13 protein-coding genes are annotated in these 16520 nt (G+C 65.5%); 6 read left to right on the top strand and 7 right to left on the bottom strand.

The annotated features are described in order from the left end of the window. Window positions 1–108: 108 nt before the first annotated feature. Both ABE543_RS13605 and ABE543_RS13600 read right to left on the bottom strand, forming a co-directional pair. Window positions 109–987: a plasmid replication/partition related protein gene (locus ABE543_RS13605; protein WP_346475788.1), complete on the bottom strand. Its 879-nt coding sequence runs from the start codon at window positions 985–987 to the stop codon at window positions 109–111. Window positions 988–1050: 63 nt separating this feature from the next. Then, entirely contained in the window at window positions 1051–2403 is a 1353-nt protein-coding gene (locus ABE543_RS13600) for an aspartate aminotransferase family protein (protein WP_065174732.1), read from the bottom strand. A 147-nt stretch (window positions 2404–2550) separates the two neighbouring features. On the opposite strand from ABE543_RS13600, the gene ABE543_RS13595 reads away from it, so the two are divergent. Both ABE543_RS13595 and ABE543_RS13590 read left to right on the top strand, forming a co-directional pair. Continuing rightward, window positions 2551–4047: an aldehyde dehydrogenase gene (locus tag ABE543_RS13595; RefSeq protein WP_346475787.1), complete on the top strand. Its 1497-nt coding sequence runs from the start codon at window positions 2551–2553 to the stop codon at window positions 4045–4047. Between the two features lie 149 nt (window positions 4048–4196). Beyond that, complete coding sequence (locus ABE543_RS13590) at window positions 4197–5477, top strand: MFS transporter (RefSeq protein ID WP_279941843.1); 1281 nt, start codon at window positions 4197–4199, stop codon at window positions 5475–5477. Here the strand turns inward: ABE543_RS13590 and ABE543_RS13585 are convergent, their stop codons facing one another. Further along, window positions 5478–5939 (bottom strand): bacteriohemerythrin, encoded by a 462-nt coding sequence (locus ABE543_RS13585; RefSeq protein WP_053516564.1) that lies wholly within the window; start codon window positions 5937–5939, stop codon window positions 5478–5480. An 86-nt stretch (window positions 5940–6025) separates the two neighbouring features. After that, on the bottom strand, window positions 6026–7369 hold the full coding sequence (locus ABE543_RS13580) for a diguanylate cyclase (protein WP_053516566.1): 1344 nt from the start codon (window positions 7367–7369) through the stop codon (window positions 6026–6028). A 358-nt stretch (window positions 7370–7727) separates the two neighbouring features. On the opposite strand from ABE543_RS13580, the gene ABE543_RS13575 reads away from it, so the two are divergent. After that, window positions 7728–8138 (top strand): hypothetical protein, encoded by a 411-nt coding sequence (locus ABE543_RS13575; protein WP_227255205.1) that lies wholly within the window; start codon window positions 7728–7730, stop codon window positions 8136–8138. Between the two features lie 39 nt (window positions 8139–8177). On the opposite strand, the gene ABE543_RS13570 is transcribed toward ABE543_RS13575, so the two are convergent. The 3 genes from ABE543_RS13570 to ABE543_RS13560 all read right to left on the bottom strand — a co-directional run bounded on the left by ABE543_RS13570 (window position 8178) and on the right by ABE543_RS13560 (window position 12930). After that, the gene (locus ABE543_RS13570) at window positions 8178–9758 is read right to left on the bottom strand and encodes an MASE1 domain-containing protein (RefSeq protein WP_346475786.1); all 1581 of its coding nucleotides are present in this window, start codon (window positions 9756–9758) and stop codon (window positions 8178–8180) included. Window positions 9759–9952: 194 nt separating this feature from the next. Beyond that, a complete protein-coding gene (locus tag ABE543_RS13565; RefSeq protein WP_164152733.1) occupies window positions 9953–11554 on the bottom strand; it encodes an MASE1 domain-containing protein in 1602 nt (533 codons plus the stop codon). Window positions 11555–11652: 98 nt separating this feature from the next. Further along, a complete protein-coding gene (locus ABE543_RS13560; protein ID WP_262218342.1) occupies window positions 11653–12930 on the bottom strand; it encodes an FAD-binding oxidoreductase in 1278 nt (425 codons plus the stop codon). A gap of 161 nt (window positions 12931–13091) precedes the next feature. On the opposite strand from ABE543_RS13560, the gene ABE543_RS13555 reads away from it, so the two are divergent. From ABE543_RS13555 to ABE543_RS13545, 3 genes are all read left to right on the top strand, one after another. Further along, the gene (locus ABE543_RS13555) at window positions 13092–13853 is read left to right on the top strand and encodes a gamma-glutamyl-gamma-aminobutyrate hydrolase family protein (RefSeq protein ID WP_346475785.1); all 762 of its coding nucleotides are present in this window, start codon (window positions 13092–13094) and stop codon (window positions 13851–13853) included. Then, complete coding sequence (locus ABE543_RS13550) at window positions 13850–15247, top strand: glutamine synthetase family protein (RefSeq protein ID WP_065181214.1); 1398 nt, start codon at window positions 13850–13852, stop codon at window positions 15245–15247. Before ABE543_RS13555 ends, ABE543_RS13550 begins: the two co-directional genes overlap by 4 nt. Before the next feature lie 92 nt (window positions 15248–15339). After that, window positions 15340–16449 carry a polyamine ABC transporter substrate-binding protein gene (locus ABE543_RS13545; protein WP_322523475.1) on the top strand — a complete coding sequence of 370 codons (1110 nt, stop codon included), beginning with the start codon at window positions 15340–15342 and terminating at the stop codon, window positions 16447–16449. Window positions 16450–16520: the final 71 nt, after the last annotated feature.

Below are 16520 nucleotides of genomic sequence, written 5' to 3'. Positions count from 1 at the left end.
GTCTAACCGCCACCGGATGATGCCGGCGCATCGGTAGCGCCGGGCCATGCCCGGCGGCTTTTCAGAGCCCGCTGCGCTCGCCGGGCATCGCCCAGCGCTACCCATTCGTTACAGCGCTTCCAGCTGCCTGCGCAATGCCGCCAGCTGCGTGCGCAGGGCATCGTTCTCGCGAGTGAGCGCGACGACGCGTCGGCGCAGCGCCGGCGCATCCTCACCCAACTGCTCCAGCGCGGACAGCACTTCCGCATCGCGCAGGGCGATCTCGTCCTCGCTGGGCTCCTCGAACGCCATGTCCGCCGGTTCTGGCTTCGCCGCGCGCGGCTTGCGCTTGGACTCGCGTACGCGCTTGGCGGCCTGCTTCAGTTCGTCCTTGCCGCCTGCGGCTGCCGCGCGCTGCTCTTCCTCGGGCAGGTCGGCCACGGCCGCGGCCGCGCTGATCGAGATCACGCCGGCCTTGACCGCTTCCACGACTTCGGCGGCGGCCTGTGCGTGAATGCGTTCGATCATCCCGACCTGGCTGGTGCTCAGCTTCGCTTCGCGGGCCAGTTCCGCACGGCTGAGTTTCGGCGCGGGTTCCCACGGTGGGCTGTCTTCACCGGCATCGTCGGCCGATGCGGCGGTGCCATCGCTTTCGCGTTGCAGCTGGGCCTGCTCGATCTGCTTGCGTGCCGACAGGATGTCGCGCTTGCGCAGGGCCAGCACGCCGCGCTGGAAATCGGACACGCTGCGGCGGCCCAGGTGCTGTTCGATCATCCACAGGTGCACGTCCTCCATGCTCTGGAAGCGGCTGTTCTGCACCGTGTTGAACGGCAGGCCATGCTTCTGGCAGATGCCGTAGCGGTTATGGCCATCCACCAGGACATCGCCCCACAGTACCAGTGCATCGCGGCAGCCCTCGGCGAGGATGCTGCGCTCCAGCGCCTCATGTTCGTCGGGCGTGAGCGGGTCGATGTAGGCCTTGAGTTCTTCTTTGACGACGATGTCCATGGGCACGGCAACGGGCAGGAACGGAACCGACCATTGTACCTGCTTGCTGTCGCCGGCCCGGGCTTACGCGGTGGCCCGGATCATCTCGCCCAGGGTGCTGGTGATCTGGTCGATCTGGGGCTTGTCCACGATCAGTGGCGGCGACAGCGCGATGATGTCGCCCGTACAGCGCACCAGCAGTCCGCCGTCGTGGAAACAGCGCCGGTAGACCTCGTGACCACGGCTGCCCGGAGCATCCTTGCGCGGGGCCAGCTCGACCGCACCGACCAGTCCGAAGTTGCGGATGTCGATCACGTTGGGGAGCCCCTGCAGGGCGTGCAGCCGCTCCTGCCAGTACTCGCCCAGTTCGATGGCGCGCTCGAACAGGCGCTCCTCTGCATAGACGTCGAGTGTGGCCAGGGCTGCCGCGCAGGCCAGCGGGTGCCCCGAATAGGTATAGCCATGGAACAGCTCGATGGCCTGTGCCGGGCCCTGCATCAGGCCGGCGTGCACCGCATCGCTGGCCAGCACGCCACCCAGCGGAACCGCGCCGTTGCTGACTCCCTTGGCAAAGGTCAGCAGGTCCGGCGTGACGCCGAAACGCTGCGCGGCGAACGGCATGCCGACCCGGCCGAAACCGGTGATGACCTCGTCGAACACCAGCAGGATGCCATGCTGGTCGCAGATCTCCCGCAGCCGTTGCAGATAGCCGGGCGCAGGCAGGATCACTCCCGCAGAACCGGCGATGGGCTCGACGAACACGGCCGCAATGGTGGACGCGTCGTGCAGGCCGATCAGCCGCTCGAGATCGTCGGCCAGTTCCGCGCCCTGGCGCGGCAGGCCCTTGCTGAACGCATTGCGCTGCAGATCCAGGGTGTGCCGCAGATAGTCCACGCCCGCCAGCTGCAGGCCGAACTGGCGGCGGTTGTTGGGCAGGCCGCCGAGCGCCATGCCGCCGAAGCCCACACCGTGATAAGCCTTCTCGCGGCTGATGAAACGGGTACGCTGGCCTTCGCCGCGCTGGCGGTGATAGGCCAGCACGATCTTCATTGCGGTATCCACCGCCTCGGAGCCCGAGTTGGTGAAGAACACGTGGTTGAGCCCGGCCGGAGCCAGCGCGGCCAGGCGCTGCGCCAGCGCGAATGCCGGTGGCGAACCCATCTGGAAGGCGGGTGAGTAATCCAGGGTGCGTGCCTGTTCGACAATCGCCTCGACGATGCGCGGGCGGGCGTGGCCGGCATTGCAGCACCACAGGCCGGCGGTGCCATCGAGAACCGGGCGCCCGTCCACGTCTTCGTAATGCATGCCTTCGGCCCGTACCAGCATGCGCGGCGCGCCCTTGAACTGGCGGTTGGCGGTGAAGGGCATCCAGTACGCCTCCAGGGAGTCGGGGCGCTGGATGGCCAGCTCGTGCACGTCGCTCGCGGGGTTCTTCATGCCGGTTCCGTCGGGTCCGATGCAGGGACTGTAGCGCAGCCGTCATCGCCCGGGCCATGCCCGCCGTGCACACGGGGCATGGCCTGTCACGGCGAGGTCGCGGCGGCACCGGTATAACCGGAACGACACGCACTGCAGGATCCTGTCATGGCCGATTTCCCCGACCGCAGCCACTGGCAGGCGCTGGCCGGCCAGCTCTCCATTCCCGGCCAGGCCTTCATCGCGGGCCGCTACGTGGATGCCGCCAGCGGTGCCCGCTTCGACTGCGTCAGCCCGATCGACGGCCGCGTGCTTGGCACCGTCGCCGACTGCGACGCGCAGGACGTGGAGCGTGCCGTGCAGGTGGCACGGCGCGCCTTCGAGGCCGGCCACTGGTCGCAGGTGAGCCCTGCGCAACGCAAGCGCGTGCTGTTGGCATTGGCGGCGCTGGTGGAAGCGCATGCCGACGAACTGGCCCTGCTGGAAACGCTGGACATGGGCAAGCCGGTGCGCGATGCACGGCGCATCGACCTGCCGGGCGTGGTGCGTTGCCTGGCCTGGACCGCAGAGGCGGTGGACAAGCTGTACGGAGAGATCGCACCGACCGGCCCCCAGGAGCTGGGCCTGGTCACGCGTGAGCCTGCGGGTGTGGTCGGCGCCATCGTGCCGTGGAACTTCCCGTTGCTGATGGCCTGCTGGAAGATCGCGCCGGCGCTGGCCATGGGCAATTCGGTGATCCTCAAGCCCTCCGAACGCTCGCCGCTGACGGCGTTGCGGCTGGCAGCGCTGGCCAGCGAGGCCGGTCTGCCTGATGGCGTGCTCAACGTTCTGCCGGGCGATGGTGCCCGCGTGGGCGAGCCGCTGGCGCTGCACAGGGATGTCGACGTGCTGGCCTTCACCGGCTCCACCGCCACCGGCGCCAAGTTGCTCGAGCATGCCGGGCGCTCCAATCTGAAGCGGGTCTGGCTGGAGTGCGGCGGCAAGAGCCCGCATATCGTGTTTGCCGATGCGCCCGACCTGGAGCGGGCGGCCAAGGGGGTGGCGCAGGGCATCTTCTTCAACCAGGGAGAAGTCTGCACCGCCGGCTCGCGGCTGCTGGTGCAGCGTTCGATCCGCGAGGAGTTCGTGCATGGGGTGATCGCCCATGGCCAGCGCATGCAGCCGCGCCACCCGTTGGAGGCCGACGCACCGATGGGTGCCCTCGTCGATGCCGCGCATGTGGACAAGGTACTGGCGGACATCGCCATGGCCGAAGCTGACGGAGCGCGCCTGCTGCTGGGGGGACGCCGCGCCGAGGTGGAAGCAGGCGGCTGCTACGTGCAGCCGACCGTGTTCGACCAGGTCCGGCCGGAACAGGCCCTGGCGCGCGAGGAGGTGTTCGGTCCGGTGCTGGCGGTGCTGGATTTCGACGACGAGGCCGAAGCGGTGCGCCTGGCCAATGACAGCCGCTACGGCCTGGCGGCGGGCGTGTGGACGCGGGACCTGGGCCGGGCACACCGGGTTGCGCTGCAGCTGCGCGCGGGCAGCGTCTGGGTCAACGGCTGGGACGGCGGTGACATGACCGCCCCCTTCGGGGGCTACAAGCAGTCCGGCAATGGGCGCGACAGATCACTGCATGCCTTCGACAAGTACAGCGAGATCAAGGCCACCTGGATCCAGCTGTAGCAGCGGGCCGCGCCCCGAAGGGAGCGGCGGCACCACCGCCCTGAACACATCGGATCGCGTGTGATTGCATCCGTGTCGGCTGAAACCATCGTCACGCCTGCCGGGTCATGCGTGGCAGAATCGGACGATCCGGATTGCCTGCCTTGCCGATGTCGACGATCACCGCTGCCGCGTCACCCGTGAATTCCCCTCGCCGTGTACTGCTGGCCAGCCTGATCGGCACGACCATCGAGTTCTTCGACTTCTACATCTACGCCACCGCCGCGGTGCTGGTGTTCCCGCATCTGTTCTTTCCGGAAAGCAGTGACCAGGCCGCGCTGCTGCAATCCCTGGCCACGTTCGCCGTGGCGTTCATCGCGCGGCCGGTGGGTTCGGCGGTATTCGGCCACTTCGGCGACCGCATCGGCCGCAAGGCCACCCTGGTCGCGGCATTGCTCACCATGGGACTGTCGACTGTCGCAATCGGCCTGCTGCCGACCCATGCGCAGATCGGGCTGTGGGCTCCGGCGCTGCTCGCGCTGTGCCGGTTCGGCCAGGGGCTGGGGCTGGGCGGCGAGTGGGGCGGGGCGGTGCTGCTGGCAACCGAGAACGCACCACCGGGCAAGCGCGCGTGGTACGGCATGTTCCCGCAGCTGGGCGCGCCGCTCGGTTTCCTGCTGTCGGCAGGCATCTTCCTGGTGCTGGGCCGAAGCATGGGGCAGGACGACTTCCTGCAGTGGGGCTGGCGTATTCCGTTCGTGGCCAGCGCATTGCTGGTCGGGCTGGGCCTGTGGGTGCGCCTGAACATCCATGAGACGCCGGACTTCCAGAAGGCACTGGAACGCAGAGCGCCGGTGCGGCTGCCGATGTGGACGGTGCTGCGCGACCATCCCGTGCCGATGCTGCTGGGTACGCTGGGCGCATTCGCCACCTTCGTGCTGTTCTATCTGATGACGGTATTCAGCCTGGGCCATGGCACGGCGGTACTCGGTTACAGCCGCGAGCAGTTCCTGCTGATGCAGATGGCCGCCATGCTGTTCTTCGCGCTGGGCATCCCGCTGTCGGCGCGCTACGGCGACCGTTGGGGCACCCGCCGGACGATGATCGTGGCCAGCCTGCTGATCCTGGGCTTCGGCCTGCTGTTTGCGCCGTTGTTCCAGCCCGGCAGCCCGTGGCTGGTGCTGGGCTTCCTGTGCCTGGGTCTGTTCCTGATGGGCTTGACCTATGGCCCCTGCGGCACATTCCTGGCCGAGATCTATCCGGTCGAAGTGCGCTATACCGGCGCATCGCTGTCGTTCAATCTGGCCGGCATTCTCGGCGCGGCGCCCGCTCCGTACCTGGCGACCTGGCTGGCCGAGCGCTTCGGCCTGGTCGCGGTCGGCTACTACCTGTGCCTGACCGCGATTGCGACGTTGGCCGCGCTGGTGGCACTGCAGCGTCGCGTGCGCTGATCAGCCGAAGATCCGCTTGAGCGTGCGGCCCAGCCAGCCCCCGCCCTGGTGTTCACGGGTGAACTGGTTCAGATGTGACTTGACCTGTTCGGCGTAGGCCTGGTCGTCGCCGCGGATGTGGTTGAACAGCCAGCGCGAGAGCATCGTGCGCAGCTCGTCGCTGATGTCCTCGCCGGCCTGGAACCGCAGCCGGTACTCGGCCACGCGCTTGATGAAGACCTCATGCACGCGCTTGTGGGCAGCGCAGAACGGATAGCCGGCTTCCTCCATCAGCTCTTCTTCGAACGCGAAGTGCGACATGGTGTAATCAACCACCTCGTCGATCACTTCGCCGACAGCCGCACGTTGCATGCTGGCCTGGGCCACATGCAGGTGATTGAGCATCTCGATGATGCGGCGGTGTTGTTGGTCGATCACATCGATGCCGATGTTCAGATCGTCCTGCCAGACCAGTAATGCCATCCCCGGCTCCCCTTCATGCGTGATGTCGGGGCCGACTGTAGGGCTGCTGCCGGCAGGCAGCGTTGATCTGGATCAAAGCGGATCGATCAGGGCAGGGCGGGCTCGCGCGGACGCAGCGGGCTGCCCATGGTGGTGCAGCTGACCCGGTTGCGGCCACCGGCCTTGGCCAGGTACAGCTGACGGTCGGCCTCGGAAATCAGGCGATGCAGCGCATCGCGCTGCGGGCGGAGGCAGCACAGGCCGATGCTGACGGTCATGCGCAGTGTGGCGGTGCCGATATCCACTTCCAGCGCCGCGATGCGCTGGCGGAGTTCCTCGAAGTAGAGCATTGCCTCGTCCTGCTCCATGTCCGGCACCAGCAGGCAGAACTCCTCGCCGCCGAAGCGCGCGATCAAGTCCTGGCTGCGCGCATGCACGGCCACCGCCCCGGCCACGGCACGCAGGGCGTCATCGCCGGCCTCATGGCCGTGCGTATCGTTGATATGCTTGAAGTGATCGATGTCGATCATCGCCACCGCCACGCTCTGGCCATGGGTCTGCAGCTGGGGCAGCTGGCGCTGGCTCTGTTCCAGGAAGCAGCGGCGGTTGGGCAGGCCGGTCAGGAAGTCCCGGGTGGCCAGATCCTGCAGGGTGCCGATCAGCTCCAGCTGGTCCACGTTCTGCGACACGCGGCAGAAGAATTCCTCGCGCGAGAAGGGCTTGCGCAGGAAGTCGTTGGCGCCGTTCTTCAGGAAGCGCGGAATCAGTGATGCGTCGGTATTGCCGGAAATGCCGATCACCGCCACCTTGTCGCGCGAGCGCAGGGTGCGCAGGCGGCGGGTGAATTCCACGCCCTGCATGCCGGGCATCTCCTGGTCGACCACCGCCAGCCGGATCGCAGGATGGGCCTCGATCGCCGCCAGGCCTTCATTGCCATCGGCAGCCTCGTACACTTCGTGGCCGTACATGCGCAGCAGCGCGGCCGCATAGCCGCGTGCCGAGGGCGAATCGTCCACCACCAGCGCGGCGATGCGACGGTTGCGTTCCAGGCGCTGCACCAGCCACACCAGATAGTCGATGCTGCCGGGCGTGTTCTTCAGGACGTAGTCGATGATCTGCTGCTGCAGCACGCGCTTGCGCAGATCCTCGTCATACACGCCACTGACCACCACGGTGGGCAGATCGCGTTTCAGGAAGAATTCGACCACCGCGTCCCTGTCGCCATCGGCCAGAACCAGGCCGGTCAGGACCAGGAACCAGCCGCCGCTCTCATTGAGCAGGCGGTCGGCCTCGGCCAGGGTGGAAGCGACCACGACGGGCAGCTCCAGGCGCTGTTCGATCGCCTCGCGCAGCATGCCGGTGAAGGCACGGGAGTTTTCGACCAGCAGGATCCGCTGCGGAAGCGGATCGGCGAGGTCGCCATCGACGGCGGCCTGCGGCAGGACGGGCATGATGCGGAGGCTCACGTCAGGGAAGTCTTGGCACGGGTAGCGGCGGTTTCGGCCGTAACTTTAGTGGTGGTACCGCATGCGTTGTCATCGCGTGAACGCCGGCCGACACGTTCAGTGTCGGGGCCCGACGAGCGGAGTGGCGGAAGTTCTGCTCGTGGCGCTGGTGCTGTTTGATGGTTATGCTGGCTGCGCCACCCTGCCGGCGGCCTGAGGTTGACTCCGTCCGGCTGAGGCAGCCCGCAAGCGAGGCCGAGAGCCCATCCAGTCATGGGGTGGCGAAGTGAGTTTGCCTGGCGTTGTCCAACCGAACACGGGGGTGAGTGTGAATTTCTCTGGTCTGCGTTTTTTGATGCCTGCAATGACTCTGTTGTCCGCACCTGCTGTCGCCGAGGCGGCATGCTGCCCGAGTGACGACAACGGAACACATATGGCTCAGGCGGGGCTTGGTGAGTCCCGTCCAGCAGCGACGAATCTGAGTGCAGATCCGAACTGGCTGGTGTATGGGTTCGAGCGTGAGGGAATCAACTATTATCAGGTGAATGACCTCTCCGGACAGGTCCTGCTGATAATCGGCAAGGTTGACACCACGTTCTGGACGCTCCCGGCCGGCAAAAGTCCGATTACCGTGTCATTGCCGTCGCAGCGGCTGGCATTGCCGGAAAAGTCCCAGCGGCATGTGGTACTCAGGCAAGCCGAGTTCTCGCTGGTCGTCTATGGTGCTGGTAGCAACGCAACGTGGGCGATCGAACTGCCGGCTACGAGTCGCTGAAGCATGATCTTTTCCTTGATCGAGGCGGATGAGTGAGAGTCAGGTGATGTCGGCGCGAGCAATCCACGCTGCATGCGTGCTGCCGTGGGTTGCACCCGTGGCCGTTTCCTGCAGTAGCACTCTTACGCGGTTTTGACGTGTCTGCACTTTACCGCCATAGGCCAGTGCACGTGAACTCAGGCGCTCGACGATCAGTTTTGCGGTTTCCAGCGACAAGTGGCGATCTCTGTCCAAAAGAGATGCACTGATCAGGATGCCCTGTTGACCATGCAGGCTGCCGCAGCGTGCTTGGATCTGGATCTGCCCCCGTTCGTGTTTGAGCAGCAGTGCGACCGTTTCGGTAAGGGTTCGATAGGCAGCAAGCTGCAGTGCAATGCTCAGCCTGCAGGGGTCGCCCGTCATGCGGGGGAGCGCAACCCTGCTGGTCCGGTCCCAGTTTTCGCTGATGCCGCTGATCTGCAGGGCAACATACAACCCGACCTGCTCGACTTCGGTTGGATACACCAGGCTTGTGAGTTCACGGAACTGGCGTGAATGTGTCGTCGAGGTGTGCAGCAGATCCATTGCAGGTGCATGGTGTCCGTGCATTTTCAGAAGATCGGCAGTCTGGTTCAGTGATTTCTCGACGCCGTCTGCGATCTTCCTGAGATCAAGCGCCCGCTGCCTCAGATCGAGTTCGCTGGCCATATGAGCAGTTCTCGAAAGTCTGGCCGTCTGACTCCCATCCAGATCATGGCGCGCATGCTGATGATAGTGCTGAGTGATGCGGGAACCGAGTAGAAGAAGCGCCGTCCCTGCAACGGCAATGAGCTGCTGCATCATGAATGTTCGCTGGTCGAACGAACCAGGCAGTCCTGATGCTGGTGTTGTCATTGCAATCACTATGTTCAACAGCGGAACACCCACAGCGGCTCCTCGCCAGCCATGGATGCAGGTCAAGGCAACAACCGGCAAAGCCATCACCAGTTGCAGGGATGTCTTGGTGGCATCTGGGAGCTCGACACCCGAGGCCATGAATGCGCCCAGCGATATCAGTAGTGTCAATGCGGCTACGGTAGGCGCGTGCTTCCAAAACTTCCACTCGTACAGTGACCGGCGCCGGATCCAGAGCAGTGCGAGTGGGGCGACAGTCAGTATTGCGATGTAATCACCGAGCACGAAGCGGACAGCTCGTGTCGCAAATGGCACGGAAGACGGGTTCTCGGAGAGCAGGTGGGCCAAGCCCAGTTTCAATGCGGTGGCGATGAGCGCGGCGGAAACCGCCATCGAGAGAAGCCAGCCCTCCGTTGTCGCGGTCATGAATCTGCGATGCGCCCGCACGACCAAGGCTACCGCTGGCATGAGGAACACGGAGCCCAGGATCACCCAAGCCAGCCCATACTTCCCGATGAGTGGATATCGCATCTGGGCAAAGTAAGCGTATTCGCCAAGCAGCAGATAGGGCCAAAGGCGCGGAGGGCAGAGCAGCAGCGCAGCGACCCGTATGCCTGCCGGCAGGTAAAACTGGTCGAGCGAGACCTGACGAGCGGCCCAGCACGTGACGGCGTACATCCCAGCGATGAAAAGTCCGATGGGGCGTATCCGGAAGCTCAGCTCGACATCGTTCTTCCACCAGTTCAATCCCAAGCCTCCCTTGCTCGTACCATGGTGGCGTTCCATCCACTCTGGACGTCTACACCTCTGGCGACAGTATCGGCAGATTCCCGCCTACGCAATCGGATCTCTTCTTCGTTACCTGGCTCTCTGCCGCCGACACCAGTTCAGCACTGCTGCGAATTAGTGACATCCATCGCGCTTTGACTGGCAATTCTATGTCAGGTTGCAGATTGCCGACCTTGGTCGAACGGCCACGGCGCATCTGGACAGTGTGCTGCCAGAGGGGCCTGCGGATAGGTGGCCAGCCCATCCAGCAAGGCGATCCGGATCCTGTTTTTCTGAACATCGACGACCCCGGAATAGGCGACGATCCGGCCCAATAGCTGTGAACGGACCAGTTCCTGAGTCTGTTGCGAAAGCGCATGGTGAGGATCGACAAGAGCGGCGGAAATCAGTACTCCGTGCATCTGTCTGAAGACGCCGCACCTGATGCGCACGGAGATCTGACCGGGCTCATACCTGAGCAGCAACGATACGGCCTCAACCACGGTCCGGTATGCGGCCAGCTGCAGATCCACTCCCAACTGACATGGGTCGCCCGTCAGCCGGGGCTGCGTAACCCGGTGCGTATTGTCCCATGCCTCCCGCACGCCACCTGCACGAAGAGCGACGTAAAGCCCGAGACGCTCCAGGGCGGATGGGTAGATCATGCTCGCCTGCGCGCGGAATTGGCGCGAATGGACTTCTGATGTGTGTTTCAGGCTGTTGGCGACAGCGTGGTGCCCTTGCGCGTGCAGCCAGTTCACCATCTCGTTGAGCGACAGGTCCATCCCCTCGCCCAGCCTGCGCAGGTGCGCCGCTCGCTCTCGCAGATCCATTTCGCTGGCCATGTGCGTACTGCGGGCCAGTTTCATCGAGTTTCTGCCGTCTTCCTCACGCAGCCGATGCTGGCTCTGGAAATGCGTGATGCGCGCACCCAGCAGCAACAGGGCGACGCTGGCGATGGCCATGGCCTGCTGGGTGGCAAAGGTCGCCTGATCGAATGATGCGGGGTGGTCAGAAGGGGTGCTCAGACCAAGAATCATGTTTACTGCGGCGACACCGACGGCCGCCCCGCGCCATCCCAGCAGGCAGGTCAGGGCGATTGCGGGAATAGGCAGGATCAACAACAACTGCAGCGAGCCAGGGGCCGTGATCGAGGCGGGTACCGGCGTCGCCTGCAGGCCAATGACCAGCATGGCTACTAGTGCTCCGACTGTGGCCGCAACGGACCGGGGTGTCCATTGTTCCTCGGCGCGACGGATCCAGAGCAGCGCGAGTGGCGCCAGGATGAGGATCCCAGTGAAGTCGCCCAGCGCATAGCGCATTACGTTGGTGATAAACGACGCGTTATGCAGCGGCTCCCAGAGCAGGTACGAGATTCCGAGGTTGAGCAGGCTGATGATCGTCGCGGCACAGACCGCGATCGAGATCACGCCGAGGACCGTGGTGCGCGCAAGCAACTTCCGGTGCATGCGTACGATCAGCATCACTGCCGGCATGAGAAATGCCGAGGCCAGAAGCACCCATGCCAACCCGTATTTTTCGAGCAGCGGAATCCGTAGATGGGCGAAGTAGGCGTACTCGCCCAGCAACAGGTAAGGCCACAGGCGCGGTGGACAGAGCAGCAAGGCGGCCACACGCACACCTGCCGGCAGGTAGAACTGGTCTACCGAAAGTTTGCGCGTGGCCACGCAGGCGACGGCATAGATGAGCATCAGCACCAGTCCCTGGGGACTGATCCGGATGTTCACCGGTAGACCTTCCTTCCACCACTGCATCCACGTGCTCCCCCTGCTCCTGTGCAGATTATGCAAACAATCGGTGTGAAGGGATCAAGTCGCGCTGCCGTGGAGTCCCGTCAAGGGCGCTGATATCGTCACCACAACGCATCCCGCAGCCTGTACCACGACATCGCAGCCACCAGCAGCGGCATGCGCAGCAGGCGCCCGCCCGGGAACGGCGCGTGCTTCAGGCGCTGGAACACGTCGAGGCGCTCGCTCTGGCCGGCGATTGCCGCGGCGATCACGTCACCCGCAAGGCCGGCTGCCGCCACGCCGTGGCCGGAGAATCCCTGCGCGAAGTACAGATTGCCGTCCAGCCGTCCCCAATGCGGGGCGCGGTTGCGGGTGATGTCGACATAGCCGCCCCAGACCTGATCGAGAGCGACGTCGGCCAGCTGCGGAAAAACCGCGTGCATGCGTCGCTGCATCACCCCGCGCAGCCCGGGCGGCGGTAGCGCCGAGTAGCTGGCGCGGCCCCCGAACAGCAGACGATGGTCGTGGCTCAGGCGGAAATAGTCCAGCGCCCAGGCAGTGTCTGCTACTGCCATGTCATTACGGATCAGGGCGCGGGCCCGTTCGGGGCCGAGGCACGCACTGGCACCGATATAGGTGCCTACCGGCATGATGCGGTGCTCCAGCACTGGCAGCAGGCCCTGCAGCCAGGCATTGCCGGCGATCACCAGATGCGCGGCGCTGACGCTGCCGTGCGCGGTGTGCAGGGCCGGACGAGGCCCGCGCTGCACGCGGGTGACCGCAGAGTTCTCGTGGATGACCACCCCGGCCGCGCGCGCTGCGTCGGCCAGGCCGCGCGCATACGCCAGGGGGTGCAGGTGCGCGCTGAGTGGATCGAACATGGCCGCGCGATAGCGCGGGCTGTCCAGCTGCCCACGCAGTGTCTGCCGATCCCACCACTGCATCGGGTAATCGTAATGCTGTTGCAGGTGCTCGCAGTGGGCACGCAGCTCGCGCTCGTGGCGGGCACGGATGGCGACGCTGGCGTGGCCCTCACGCCAATGGCAGTCGATGCCGTAGCGGTCAATGCGGGTGCGCATGGCCTGCACGGCGTCACGTGACCAGTCGAACAGATGGCGGGCATCGTCCCGGCCCAGCTGCCGTTCCAGTTCGTCCACCTCGCAGCCATAGCCCACCAGCGCTTGGCCACCGTTGCGACCGGACGCGCCCCAGCCGATCCGCTGGGCGTCCAGCAGGACCACGTGCTGGCCGCGTGAGGCCAGTTCCAGCGCCGCCGTCAGGCCCGTGTAGCCTGCACCGAGCACTGCGACATCGGCCTGCACGTCGCCCTGCAACGGAGGCAGGGCGGCCGGCTCCGGCAGGCTGGCGGCATACCAGCTGGCTGGAAAGGCGGACGTCACTGCGGGCCTCGCGGGCGCAGGGTGGGAAGACGGGGCGGAGGAGGTTGATCGGCGTTCACGCCCCCAGTTTCGCCGATACTTGGCACCTCGCGCGTGATGGCGACGACTTGCCGCACTCGCGCACCTGCGGGTAACGTGTCTGCACGCCAAGGAGTTTCCCCATGCGTCGCCTGCCCTGGGTGGGCCTGCCCACCGACAGTACGGTGCTTGGCCATCATCGCTTTGCGGTGGCCGGCGAGAAGTATGTCCGCGCCCTGGTCGAGGCAGCGGAGGTCACGCCGCTGGTGCTGCCCAGCCTGCAGCCGCCGCTGCCGGCGCGCGATTGGCTGCAGGGCCTCGACGGTCTGCTGCTGACCGGTGCGGTCAGCAACATCGAGCCGCAGCACTACGACGGTGGCCGCAGCTGGCCCGGCAATGCGCATGATCCTGCGCGGGATGCCAATGCCTTCGCACTGCTGCACGAGGCGCTGGCGATGGACCTGCCGGTGCTGGCGATCTGCCGTGGCTTCCAGGAATTGAACGTCGCCCTGGGAGGCAGCCTGCATCCACAGGTCCATCGGGTACCCGGGCTGGCCGATCATCGCGAAGATCCGCAGGCACCCGTGGACGTGCAGTACGGGCCGTCCCACGCGGTCACACTGGTGGCGGATGGGTGGCTGGCGGACTGGCACGGCGAGGGGAGGGTGCAGGTCAATTCGGTGCACGGCCAGGGTATTGCCCGCCTGGCCAGCGGCCTGCAGGTCGAGGCCCGCGCCGATGACGGGCTGGTCGAGGCGGCACGCAGCCCGCGCCACCGCTTCGTGCTCGGCGTACAGTGGCACCCGGAGTGGCGCGTCATGCAGGCGCCGTTCTATCACGCTATTTTCCGTGCGTTCGGCCAAGCTTGCCGGCAGCATCAACAGAACCAACTGGATTCCCGATGAGTTCCCGAACGCGCCCGCGCAAGACGGCAACGCCCCCCGCACCGCAGGAGAGCAGCCTGCTGCGCTGGCTGAAGGAGCGGCGTATCACCGAAGTCGAATGCCTGGTGCCCGACATCACCGGCAACGCGCGCGGCAAGATCATTCCCGCCGATAAGTTCTCGCACGACTACGGTACCCGCCTGCCCGAGGGCATCTTCGCCACGACTGTCACCGGCGAGTTTCCGGATGACTACTACGAACTGACCTCGCCGTCGGACTCGGACATGATGCTGCGCCCGGATCCGGATACCGTGCGCATGGTGCCGTGGGCCGCCGATGCCACCGCGCAGATCATCCATGACTGCTACACCAAGAATGGCGAGCCGCATGAGCTGGCGCCGCGCAATGTGCTGCGTCGCGTGCTGGCGGCCTACGCCGAGCTGGGCCTGCGCCCGGTGGTGGCGCCGGAACTGGAGTTCTTCCTGGTGCAGAAGAACACCGACCCGGATTTCCCGCTGTTGCCGCCTGCCGGCCGCTCCGGTCGCCCGGAAACAGCGCGGCAGTCGTATTCGATCGATGCGGTCAACGAGTTCGACCCCATCCTCGACCTGATGTACGACTACGCCGATGCCATGAAGCTGGACGTGGACACGCTGATCCACGAATCCGGCGCGGCACAGCTGGAAGTCAACTTCACCCATGCCGATGCGATGGATCTGGCCGACCAGGTTTTCCTGTTCAAGCGCACCATGCGCGAGGCGGCGATGCGCCACGGCGTGTACGCCACTTTCCTGGCCAAGCCGATGGAGAACGAACCGGGCAGCGCCATGCACATCCACCAGAGCCTGGTGCGGGTGAGCGATGGCAGCAACGTGTTCGCCGGTGAGACCGATGCCGAAGGCGAGTTCAGCCCGGTGTTCGGCCATTATCTTGGGGGGCTGCAGAAGTATGCGCCGCAGGCGATGGCGTTCTTCGCGCCGAACGTCAATTCCTATCGACGGCTGGTGTTCGGCGAGGTGTCGCCGAGCAACGTGCACTGGGGCTTCGACAACCGCACCTGCGGCCTGCGCGTGCCGCTGGATACACCGGAGAACATGCGGGTGGAGAGCCGATTCGCGGGCTCCGACGCCAATCCCTACCTGGCGATGGCCGCCACCCTGGCCTGTGGCCTGCTCGGCATCCGCGAGCGGCTGGCGCCGGACGCGCCGGTCACCGGCAGCGCCAAGGAGCTGGGCTACAACCTGCCGCGCTCGCTGGGCGAAGCGCTGGACGGGCTTGAGCGCTGCGGCGAACTGCAGGCGCTGCTGGGCGAGCGCTTCTGCCGGGCCTACATCTCGGTCAAGCGCAAGGAGTACGAGACCTTCTTCCGTGTCATCAGCTCGTGGGAGCGCGAGTTCCTGCTGCTGAACGTGTGAAAGCGTGGAATAGAAAAATCCGCCGCCGGGGGGTAGGCTGGCATCCGTCGCCGGCCCGAGCCGGCCCCCCTCCCCGCATTCTGGAGCACCCGATGAAGCTGCGTATCCTCACGCTCGGCCTGGCCTCCGCCATGCTCGCCGCCTGTGGCGGTGGCAACGGTGGCAGTCAGGACAGCCAGGTCCTGAACGTCTACAACTACAGCGATTACATTGCCGAGGACACCATCCCGACCTTCGAGAAGGAAACCGGGATCAAGGTGACCTACGACGTGTTCGACAGCGATGAGATGGTCGAGACCAAGCTGCTGGCCGGCAACAGCGGCTACGACGTGGTGGTGCCGACGCTGAACTTCTTCGGCCGGCAGATCCAGGCGGGCGTGTTCCTGCCGCTGGACAAGAGCAAGATCCCGAACCTGGCCAATCTGGACACGGCGGTGATGAAGCGCATCGCCACCCAGGATCCGGACAACCGCTACGGCGTGCCGTACATGGTCGGCACCACCGGCATCGGCTACAACGTGGACATGCTGAAGGAGCGTTTCGGCGGCAGCACCGACATCGCCAACAGCTGGGACCTGGTGTTCAAGCCGGAGAACATCAGCAAGATGAAGGACTGCGGCGTGACCATCCTGGACACGCCGGCCGACATGATCCCGATCGCACTGCACTATCTGGGCCTGGACCCGCACAGCGGCGATCCGGCCGAGCTGCAGAAGGCGGCCGACCTGTTGAAGTCGATCCGCCCGTACGTGCAGAACTTCCACTCCTCGCAGTACGTCGGTTCGCTGGCCAACGGCGGCACCTGCCTGGTGGTCGGCTGGTCGGGTGACATCATCCAGGCCCGCGACCGCGCCGAGGAGGCCAGCAACGGCGTGCATGTCGCCTATTCGATTCCGAAGGAAGGCGCACCGCAGTGGTTCGACATGCTGGCGATCCCGAAGGACGCCAAGCATCCGGAAGCCGCTTACAAGTTCATCAATTACCTGCTGGAGCCGAAGGTCGCTGCGGCCAATACCAACTTCATCCACTACGCCAACCCGGTGCCGACCGCGACCCCGCTGGTGGACGAGGCGATCCGTACCGACCCGACCATCTACCCGCCGGCCGATGTGGCCGCGAAGATGTTCACCTATTCGATCAACACCCCGGAGACGGACAAGCTGTACACCCGTCTGTGGACCGAGGTGAAGACCGGCAGGTGAGATGACGATGGCGCCGGCGCCGGGCCATGCCCGGCGGGTGCGGGCAGACGTCAGCGCACAGGAAACGGAGG

The sequence above is a fragment of the Stenotrophomonas sp. TWI169 genome, assembly GCF_039674705.1.
Taxonomy (GTDB): domain Bacteria; phylum Pseudomonadota; class Gammaproteobacteria; order Xanthomonadales; family Xanthomonadaceae; genus Stenotrophomonas; species Stenotrophomonas maltophilia_P.
The sequence above is the reverse complement of the archived record's forward strand: the minus strand, read 5'-3'. Positions and strand labels throughout refer to the sequence as shown.